Here is a 9874-nt window from a genome sequence, read left to right as displayed (position 1 = left end):
CCTTCTGACTTAAATTCGAAAATGTCTTTACCGTCTCGCGAATCTGTTCAAGTTCTGCGTTTTTAATCTGCCGACCACACTGGCTTATCACAGCGTTTTCTCCTCAAATGTAACGTTTCGATTGGTGGGTGAACTCACACACATCCACGTTACATTATCAAAAGACCTGCAGAGTGTCTATTATAATTTTGCGACAAAATAATTTTAGATGTCGCTCCGCCCCCCTGATATCATTGATAATAAATTTTGATGCGTCAGCGCTGTTATGAATGCAACCATTGAAGCCGCAAGGGCAGGTGAAGCCGGGAAAGGTTTCGCGTTTGTTGCAAATGAAATAAAGGATCTGGCTGGCCAGACATCTGCCGCTTCTTTGGACATCAGGGATAAAATTGAAAGCATTCAGCAAAGTTCTTCAAGTTCATTGACCGGTATCACGGAAATTTCAAAAATAATATCTGAAGTGAATGATATTGTCTCATCCATTGCTGCCGCCATAGAAGAACAGTCATCAGCAACAAGAGAGATCGCTGAAAATATTCTTCAGGTATCCTCCGGTATTCAAGAGGTGAATAAAAACGTCAACCAGAGTGCCTCGGTCACAACTGAGATTTCAAAAGATATTGCCGATGTGAATATAGCTGCTGGTGGTATGGCTGAAATGAGTAACACCGTAGACCAGAAATCAGCTGAATTTGCTAAGTTGGCAGCAGACTTAAATGACCTTGTAAAACAGTTTAAGGTCTGACCCGGGAAGATGCACTTCGCAGTGCGTTGTGTATGATGTGAACGGCAAAGGGAAGGACAATTCATGAGCATGAGGAAAAGCATTTTGAAAGGCACAGTAATTCCATAAGTATTCCCCCCCCCTTGTTTTTTTTTGGGGGGGATTGACCGTTTTAAGGCGTTGAAAGGGCGCAACCTTCATAATTGCATTTCCACCATCCCAAGTGACTCAGCGATTTCCAGAATATCCATGACAAGGGTCGTATGACCGTCAATACTCATGGTTCCCTTAATCCCGGGCTGTTTAAAGTTGCTGCCGTCAACATTTAAATGCACTTCCAGAATATCCACCGGCGGGGAGACCATCAATCCAAACTCCCTTTCGTCCACTTTAAAAACAATGACCTCCCGGTACTCTTTTTCAGGCAGGGCGTCCACATTTACTATTTCAGAAATGCCATAAAGCCTGAGCACCTTTCCCCGATGTTGAATAACATTCTGCTTTTCGATTCTTTCAATATCGGCGGTTTTAACTCGTTCAATCCTCTGGACATGTTTAAAGGATGCCGCAAAATATTCTGTTTTCATATTTTTAAACATGACAATGGATTCTTTTGCACCCTCAAGGCGAACGTCCGGTTTCAATTTCTTTGAAAGCCGGTGTGCTTCTGATACAGTCGACAACCCGGCCATTTGCGCCAGATTCAAAATGTCGAGGATCAACGAGACCGTTCCATCGCCCATAATTGTTGCCCCGACATATGCTTTATGTTTTTTCAAATGACGCCCAACCGGTTTGACAACAATCTCTTCAGAATCATAAAATTGGTCTACAACAAGCCCGTACTTATAATTCCCTGCAAAAACAATTGCGATATTGGTGACGCCGTCTCGATTCAGCCGCCTGTCCGTTTCAGCCCTTTCCAGTGTATTCTCTGTTTTTTCAATGCCGATCACACGACCGTCGGCATCGTATTTTTTGGAACGGCGGTCAGCCAAATTTTTCCTGCGCTCCGGCTTTTGTTCTCCACTTTCCGGACAAATATAAATTCTTTCAATATCCAGCAGATCTGAAAGGTTAAGCAAAGGCAAAAGTTCGCCTCGCAGTCTTATGACGTCCGCATCCCCGACTTTTTCAATTTTATTTTTCGTATCTGCTGCTGGAATTCTTAAAAGCTCACTCAAACTCGTCTGTGGAATGCCAAATTTTTCTTCCCCAATGGAGATCATCTGACTGGGAATAATTGCCAGGGTTAACGGCAGTTTTATGAAGACAGCACCCCCGTTATCCCCAATTGAATCAACTTCAATAACACCACCGACAAATTCTATGGCGGCGCTTATCTTTTCCGGAATATCCGTCGGTGAAAGTAGAACACAGTCTGCAGAAATAACAATATTGACCTGTCCTGCATCCTGGAAAGCCTTCAACAGAACGTTGTCGTCATTTGATTTTCCAATTTCGTTGCCGCCTTGAAAGGCATTTGCCTCAAATTCGATGAAAGCACCAACAAGCGCATCCAATGGGTTCTGGATGGCTTCAAGAATGGTCCTGTCAAGCAATACATCCTTACCTGTTTTATCAAAAAAAACCCGGCCCCCGAATTTTTGGCAAATTTTTTCAAAAAGACCGGCAACAGGCTGCATCCGGGTCCGCATGATCGCATCCTGGATCTCTGAAGTAATCAGATCAATGCGCTGCCCGGATGTTTCGATCACTGCCATGTCAGAATTATTGATTCCCTGGATAAGCTGATTTCGCCCCAGCACAAGTTCTCCTGCCAGGGAAATCAAAGTCTCCAGAATACTGCGGCTGACCTGAACAGGCGAATTATTATTCATTGGCGTTTTTTCCATTGTTCATCTCCTACTATTGCCTGACCGGTACCAGTGGTCCGGCTTAAAATAAGGCCTGCCGCTCAAAAGCAGGCAGGCCTGTGTCAAATGCTTACAGCTTAAACCTGCTGATCATCTCATTAAGGTTTTCTGACAGTTTGGATAATTCCAGAGCACTCTCATTTATCTGTACGCTTCCAGCTGTAATCTCGTCAGCAGACTGGCTCACCTGGTGGACATCCTGGGTCACCTCTGCAGCTACGGTGGACGTCTGGTTGACATTTTCATTTACCTCCTGAACACCGGTGGCTGCCTGGCTGACATTATTGGAAATTTCCTGGGTTGTGGCAGACTGCTCTTCAATGGCAGTGGCAACCGATGTAACAATAGAATTGATATCGTCAATAATTTCAACAATTTCTTTTATTGCGTTAACAGATTCCGTGGTTGTTGACTGTACTTCCCCTATTTTCACGCCAATTTCGTCAGTCGCTTGGGCGGTCTGCTTCGCAAGTTCTTTGATTTCACCTGCCACTACAGCAAACCCCTTACCGGCCTCACCGGCTCTTGCAGCCTCTATGGTTGCATTCAGCGCCAAAAGATTTGTCTGTTCGGAAATATCGGCGATGGCTTCCGTCACTTTGCTTATCTCGGCGGCGGCCCGGCCCAGATCATCCACTTTTTCGGAAATATGTTCGGCTTTTTCAACAGCCTGGGTCGTTGTCTGGCTTCCCTTGGCGGTATTTGATGAAATCTCGTTAATCGTCGCAGTCATCTCTTCTGCAGCGGCAACGATCATCTGCAGATTGGCACTTGTCTGTTCTGTGGCGGCGGCGACACTGTTCATTGCCGTTGCCATCTCTTCTGCGGCCGAGGAAACATTATTTGCCTTTTGGGATGACTGCTCGGCCCCGGACGTCATCTCCTGGGACACCGCTGACAACTCCGTGGAAGAAGATGTCAAGGTCTGAATACCTTGGGAAATGTCCTTAAACATATTTTTCAAATTGTTTGTCATCTGCTGCATACTGGCATACACCCCGGTAAGCGGCTTACCGGTCGTTGGGAATTCGTAGGTCAAATCTCCTGCAGCAATCTGGTCGGCCACGTTGGCAATTTCAGACGGATCATGGCCCAACTGTGCCATAATGCCTTTTACAAACCACAGTACAGCCAGTACCGTCAGAACCAGGAAAATGGCGCCGGCGGCAAGAACCATATTCCGGATGGAAACCACAGGGGCTAAAAATTCCGATTCATTCTGAGTAACCACTACGCTCCAGCCTGTGGTAGGTACGTGGGAGAAACCGGCAATCTTATCGACCCCTTTGAAACGATACTTTTCAACACCTTCTTCCCCGCCCAATGCTCTTCTGGCAATTTCTTCCATCCCCTTAAGCGTGGAAATATTGAGTTTGAAAATATAATCTTCCACAGGATGGGCGATAAAAGTTCCGTCAGTCCCCACCATAAAAGGATAGCCTGTCTCTCCCATTTTTACCTGTACGATTTCTTCAGATAGAACTGAAAGCTTCACAGACACGCCCAGGATCCCGGCAAATGAACCGGAGTGGTCCTGCAAAGGCACGGCAATCACAAAGATGTGCAACCCGATTGCCTTTGAGATAAGAGGATCACTTATAACACTTTTGCCCGATTTTGCGGCCTGGAAATATTTCCTGTCTCCTAAATTTATATTTTGCTGTCTGTATTTGCCATACCCGCTGTCAGCTATAATCCGACCGGATGAATCCGTTACAAAAAAGTACACATAATTTTCTCCGATCTTTTTATAAACTGCTGCCAAATACTCTTCTGCACCGGCCAACGCGTCTTTATTTCCCGATCTTCCGGCTATTTCCCGGATAAAGGAATTCGATGCCATGGTCTCGGCTTGCCCGAGTTCCTGTTTCAAGGAAAGGTCCACCATGGTTGCAAGATTCTTGGCGGTGAGTTCTGCCTGTCCCTGGGCAATGCTGACCAGTGCGGAGGAAGACTTGGTTATCGAAAATAAACCTACGACGACCAGCGGAAGAATTGCCGCCACCACACCACCAACGATTAATTTTGTTTTTAATGTCATTTTTCTCATTATTATCTCCTCATTTTATAGGTCCATCTTTTTTTACGATTTTTAAATGCATGCAGTTCATATCATTGCGAAATATGTGCCATCGAAGAAATATTCAAATTTAAGATTGCAAAACAATATGTTATATATATTTTATATATTCTTAGACTTCTTGTTCTAATTTAGTTTCTTGGAAACAAGAACACTCAGTGTTCTTGTTTCCAAGAAACTAAAAATAGAGAGTACGATAGACGGTTTGAAGAACAATAAAATCAGTTTTTTAAAGGGTAACATATAGCTAAAGGAATTGGAATTTATTGTATCAAAACATTCATGGCTGAAAGCCGGTTATAGGCCGTATTTATTTGATTTCATACCAATTGATAGGGCGCTCAGTTTTTTTTGTTCTATGCGTTGCAGAACTGAAATAATATCCTGAAAATTATTGCCGGAATGATGGATATACGAAGGCTCTAGCAGGAGTGCAGATTTTTGGATTTCGTCAATTCTCTTACAATAAATCAAAATTAATTTTACGTTTTCGAATAAAGGTTTTAAGGAAAACAAAAGGCCGACACTTTTGGAATCGGTTATAAAGGCAATCAGGACGGAAACATTATGTAATGGTCTGCACAAAACTTCTGAAAGATGCGGCCCGGCGTCTGTCAAAACAATCTCACTTTCCGGGAAGTTATCCTCAATTCGAGTCTTCAACCTGCTCCTGAGTTCATCATTTTCGTTCGCATGTAATATTATTTTCATCCTTGGATATCCCTTTTTCCTATCAATTCTTAATATATCTGAACATAAGAATCAGCAGAAAGTATGCCAAATGGATTTGCCTGCTGCGGGATATAAAATTACCGCGTTTACAAAAATGGTGTCAGGTGATATTTAAATCGTATTATTAATCATACTTTTTAGAGATCAAATCCATGAAGCATAGAATAAAATATTCGGCGGTTCTATTTTTTGTTTTTCTTTTTATTACCCCGTTTCTTTTTGCTGGAACCTTAGACGAAAAAACCGTCACCATTACCGTCGCCAAAAAAGATAATCTGATCAATATCTGCAAAACCTGGCTTGAAAATCCCCATGACTGGAAAAGGGTTTCAGAATTCAATCAGCTTAAAAATCCCCACCTGATATATCCCGGACAGCACATAATAATTCCGGTCAAACTGCTCAAAGGGATTCCCATGGAAGGGGTTGTCACCTTTATCAAAGGCGATGTCTGGACCCGCCCGAAGGGTGCCGAGGCCAGGGCTGTTGTGAAAAAGGGAGACGTGGTCGGCCAGAGTGCTCAGATTGAAACCGGGGAAAAAAGTGCAGTGGAAATCACATTTGAGGACGGCAGCGCTTTTTTTCTCAGGCCTGATACCCGGATCAGCATCAGAACCGCAAGGCAGCGGCAGCCCTATTTTATGATCCGCAGGCTTTTTGTGCCTGCCGGACGGACAATGATGCATATACAAAAGAGTACAGGCGGGGATTCCCGGTTTGAAATCCATACCCCATCTGCGGTTTCCGCAGTTAGGGGAACCCAGTTCAGGGTGTCGGTGGACAATAACAAAACTACACGGACTGAGGTGCTGGACGGTGTGGTCGTCGTTGCAGGAACCAAAAAAAAGGTAATGCTGGACCCAGGCCAGGGTACCTGGGTGGAAAAGGGGAAACAGCCGAACAACCCCCAAACGCTTTTGCCGCCGCCGGCCCTTGAGGGGCTGCGTCCTTCGTACCAGAGCCTGCCGGTAGACTTTTCCCTTGCGATGCCCCAAAAAGCTGTGGCGGCAAGGGTAATTCTGGCAAAAGATCCTGAAATGAAGAATGTCGTCAAAGAGTTTGTGGTGCAAAAGGGTGATACTATTCCAAAGATCATGCTGCCGGACGGCAATTATTACTGCCAGGCTTTGAGCATCAATCCGGCAGGCCTGGAAGGTCTTCCCTTAGCGCCTGAAGGTTTCAAGGTCCGCATCAATCCTTTCCCGCCTTTTGTTCAACGGCCTGTTAACGGCGAAAAATTTAAAACAAAGCAGGTGGAAGTGGAATGGCTGAAGGTGAGCGACGCCGTCTCCTACAGCTTCCAGGTGTCAAGAGAATCGGATTTCAAAAATTTGTACAAGGATATTCAGGGTATCACCGGCACCCGCCAATCCATTGATCTTGAAGAATATGGCATTTATTATTTCAGGGTTTTCTCCATTGCCGGAGATGATTTTAAAGGGCTGTGGTCCGACGCAATTTCCTTTAGCTTTGTTGAACCGCCAAAAGCACCCGAGGCCAAGGCGCCGGCTGTGGACGAGAAGACCATCTCCCTCAAATGGCAGGACATGGGGCCAGACATGACCTACCTGTTTCAAATGGCCAAGGATCCGCTGTTCAAAGAAGTTTTACTTGAAAGGACAACCGATGTGTCCGATATCTGTTTTGACAGGCCCAAAAAGGGAGGCACTTACTATGTCCGGGTCAGGGCAGTTGATCCGGACGGATATGAAGGGCGGTTTACTCCGGCCCAGGCCTTTGAAATAAAAGCATTTCCCTATGTAGAAGCAGGAGTAATTGCAACATGGGTAATCGGCGCATTGATAATTATTTTATAGAACCATTGCCTGTGTAGCCCATGGCCGCAAAAAAATTTCAAGAAGATATTCTGCCGGGGGAGGCCTTTTTGTTTCGCCGCCGCTGCCTTGCCATGGTTTTTATTTTCCTGATTGTGGTGGGCCTTGTGGATGTCATGGGTTTTTTCAACGACATGGACAACCACATCTATGATTTTTTTTTCAGGTTGAGGGGAACGACCGATCCGCCAAAACAGATTCTAATCGCGGCTATTGACGAAAAAAGCCTTGAAACCCTGGGACGATGGCCCATTGAAAGGAAGTACTACGCTCTTTTCCTTGAACAGACAAAAGAAGTTCCGGGTATTCTTTCAGACATTATTTTTGCTGAACCTGCCATGGGCGACAATCTCTTCAAAAAGGCTTTGGCACGCTTTCCTCATATGATTCTGCCGGCCTACGTGGACCGCAGCGGGCACCTTGTGCTGCCCGCTGCCTCTCTGGGAAAGCCGGCCGTGGGGCATGTCCACATTGAGCCGGGCATGGACGGGGTGGTCAGAGAGACATGCCACATCCTCATCCTTAACGGAAAAGAGTTGCCTTCTGCAGCTTTTTCACTTTACAAACTCATGGAAGGACAGAAACCGGTGACACCGGACCAACTTAAAAGTGTCAACGTCCATGGCATGAATGGTGCGCCTTTGAATAGTATTCTCCAGGCACAGAAAAGGAGGATCAACTATTACGGTCCGCCGGGCACTTTTCCCAGCATTTCTTTTTCCGATATCCTGGAAAAGGTTTATCCACAACATTTTTTTAAAAACAAAATCCTGGTGCTGGGCCTTACAGCCGCCGGTATTGACCAGGATCACCTGACCTGTTTCAGCCAGAACAGGAACCGCATGAACGGAGTGGAACTGCAGGCAAACATATTGGGTAATATGCTGGACCGCTCATACATTCGAACCATGGGCCCGGTTTGGCACAAGACCCTTGGGGCTCTTTTTTTTCTTGTCACGCTTCTGTGGATGTCAAAGCGATCGGGCAGCCGGGTGCTGATGATGGGAGCCGGTCTTTTCATCGGGGTTACAGGTGGGGTCTTTGTCCTATTCGCCTTTCTTCATTTCTGGGTGGCGCCCGGGATCCTTTGGGCGGGTGTTGCAGGGGCGCAGGTATTCGGCCATATCATCAACCTGGAAATTATGGGGCAAAGGCTTTTTCAGGCCCGGCAGGACTGGCAGACCTCCTTTGACGCCATTGACGATGCCATTATCATCAAAGACAAACTTGGACAGCCTGTGTTGTTCAATAGGGCGGCGTCTTACGGGGCGATGGAGGTGCTGGAACGGCATGAACAGACAGAAAATCAGGGACATACTCCGGTCTTTGACCCAAAACTTGATCAATATTTTGAAATTCAAAAATTTTCTCGTCAAGGAAAGGATGGATTGTCTACCGGCAGCGTCCATGTGATGCGGAACATTACTGAAAGCACCCGGCTGCGGCAGCAGCAGGCATCCATGCAGGAACAGCTGATCCAGTCCCAGAAGATGGATGCCCTCGGCGCCTTGGCCGGCGGTATTGCCCATGATTTCAACAACATTCTTTCAGCCATCATGGGATACACCCAGCTGGCCAAATATGAGATCCAGGATAAAAATGAGGCTGCACAGAATCTCGACAATGTGCTCAAAGCATGCAGCCGAGCAGCAAACCTGATTTCCCAGATCCTAAGCTTCAGCCGCAGATCCTCTAAAGAGCGGGCCCCACTGATGGTCCGCCCCATTGTTAAAGAAATCCTCCAGCTGCTCAAAGCCACTATGCCGCCGACCATAACCCTTGAAGCCGATGCCGAGGGAAATGAGATGGTCATAGGAGACCCGAGCCAGATCTATCAAGTGGTGCTGAATCTGTGCACCAATGCCTTTCAAGCCATGGGAAATGAGCCCGGAAAGATAACAGTGACGGTAAAGGATATTGAGGTGGACAGGGAGACCCTTGTCCCAGACCTTGAACTTTTGCCGGGAAAATATGTGCAGATCAGTGTTGCAGACACAGGGCCTGGTATCCCGGAAATGATTCAGAGCCGCATTTTTGAGCCTTATTTTACCACCAAGGAAAAAGGTACAGGCACAGGCTTAGGCCTTGCTACCACCCACGGCATAGTGAAAAATCACGGGGGCAGCATCCGGTTTGACTCCAGTGAAAATAAGGGGACCTGCTTCCATGTCTACCTGCCCGGGGCAGAACAGATAGAGATGAGCAATTTTACGAACGGGCAGGGTAAGGATCAACAGGCCCGGGGACGGCTGCTGCTTGTGGATGACCGGGACGAACTTGTGGAAACAAGCCGTAAGCTTTTAACAGGCCTGGGGTATGAAGTTGAAGCAACCAATTGTCCGGAACAGGCCCTGAAGGATTTCAAGAAACGGCCGGAGTTTTTTGATGCGGTCATTACCGACCTGCACATGAAAAAAATGACAGGAATCCTTCTGGCCGAAAAATTGCGCAGGGTACGAAAGGATATCCCCATTGTCCTGTGCACCGGCTACAACGACGCCATGACAGAGAACGCAGCCCGTCAGGCCGGCATCAGCGTTGTTGTCAACAAACCTTTTTCCGTTACGCAGCTGTCAACAGCAATCCAGAGGGCCATGGCCAACACCGCTGAAATTTAAACCCGATA

Annotated in this window: 6 protein-coding genes; 3 read left to right on the top strand and 3 right to left on the bottom strand. The window is 46.5% G+C overall.

The window, feature by feature from the left end:
• The first annotated feature begins 265 nt into the window (after positions 1–265).
• Complete coding sequence (locus tag B147_RS0120785; protein WP_020589137.1) at positions 266–745, top strand: methyl-accepting chemotaxis protein; 480 nt, start codon at positions 266–268, stop codon at positions 743–745.
• Between the two features lie 176 nt (positions 746–921).
• Here the strand turns inward: B147_RS0120785 and B147_RS29095 are convergent, their stop codons facing one another.
• The 3 genes from B147_RS29095 to B147_RS0120770 all read right to left on the bottom strand — a co-directional run bounded on the left by B147_RS29095 (position 922) and on the right by B147_RS0120770 (position 5392).
• Complete coding sequence (locus B147_RS29095) at positions 922–2580, bottom strand: chemotaxis protein CheW (protein WP_020589136.1); 1659 nt, start codon at positions 2578–2580, stop codon at positions 922–924.
• A gap of 91 nt (positions 2581–2671) precedes the next feature.
• Positions 2672–4651 (bottom strand): methyl-accepting chemotaxis protein, encoded by a 1980-nt coding sequence (locus tag B147_RS0120775; protein ID WP_020589135.1) that lies wholly within the window; start codon positions 4649–4651, stop codon positions 2672–2674.
• 327 nt (positions 4652–4978) lie between these two features.
• The gene (locus B147_RS0120770; protein ID WP_020589134.1) at positions 4979–5392 is read right to left on the bottom strand and encodes a hypothetical protein; all 414 of its coding nucleotides are present in this window, start codon (positions 5390–5392) and stop codon (positions 4979–4981) included.
• A 173-nt stretch (positions 5393–5565) separates the two neighbouring features.
• On the opposite strand from B147_RS0120770, the gene B147_RS0120765 reads away from it, so the two are divergent.
• Positions 5566–7230, top strand: coding sequence for a FecR domain-containing protein (locus B147_RS0120765; RefSeq protein ID WP_020589133.1), 1665 nt, complete (start codon positions 5566–5568; stop codon positions 7228–7230).
• A gap of 20 nt (positions 7231–7250) precedes the next feature.
• The gene (locus B147_RS0120760; protein WP_020589132.1) at positions 7251–9866 is read left to right on the top strand and encodes a CHASE2 domain-containing protein; all 2616 of its coding nucleotides are present in this window, start codon (positions 7251–7253) and stop codon (positions 9864–9866) included.
• The last annotated feature ends 8 nt before the right edge of the window (positions 9867–9874 follow it).

Source organism: Desulfobacter curvatus DSM 3379, assembly GCF_000373985.1.
Classification (GTDB): Bacteria; Desulfobacterota; Desulfobacteria; order Desulfobacterales; family Desulfobacteraceae; genus Desulfobacter; species Desulfobacter curvatus.
Note: the sequence above shows the minus strand (reverse complement) of the source record. Positions and strands in the feature narration are given on the sequence as shown.